Annotated in this window: 1 protein-coding gene; it reads left to right on the top strand. The window is 54.1% G+C overall.

What is annotated here, in order from left to right; genetic code table 11:
• Positions 1–87: 87 nt before the first annotated feature.
• Positions 88–591 (top strand): IS110 family RNA-guided transposase (locus A7589_RS22545; protein WP_108189034.1); only part of this gene is annotated, 504 nt, incomplete at its 3' end.

Here is a 591-nt window from a genome sequence, read left to right as displayed (position 1 = left end):
GTAGGCCGATGTGATGGACACCTCCCGCCTTACGGCATCAATGTGCCAGACTGAGGTGTACTCAGTTCCCAGGTGGAGGTGTCCGTCATGAATATTAAGCGTATTGGTCTCGATCTTGCAAAAAATGTTTTCCAGATCCACGGCGTCGATCACCATGAAAAAGTGGTACTGCGAAAAACCCTGCGCCGTGCCCACATGATGACGTTTTTCTCCGGCCTTTCTCCCTGTCTTATTGGTATTGAGGCCTGTGGCTCTTCCCATTACTGGGCTCGCGAGCTCACCCGCATGGGTCATACCGTGCGTATTATTCCGCCGAAACTCGTCAAACCTTATCTTAAAGGAAACAAAAACGACGCCAATGATGCAGCAGCCATCTGCGAGGCCATCAGCAGGCCTGGTATGCGTTTTGTCGCTCTCAAATCGGAAGCACAGCAGACGCTGCAGGCAGAGCACCGGGTCCGGGCCAGGATCATCCGCGAGCGGACGGCACTGTGCAATGAAATCCGGGGGCTGTTGAGTGAATTTGGTCTGGTGCTGCCAGTGGGGATAAATCACGTGCGTAAAGCCCTGCCGGAAATCCTGTCGCAGCAG

Origin of the sequence: Escherichia sp. MOD1-EC6475, assembly GCF_003046645.1 — a bacterium.
Taxonomy (GTDB): domain Bacteria; phylum Pseudomonadota; class Gammaproteobacteria; order Enterobacterales; family Enterobacteriaceae; genus Escherichia; species Escherichia ruysiae.
Note: the sequence above shows the minus strand (reverse complement) of the source record. Positions and strands in the feature narration are given on the sequence as shown.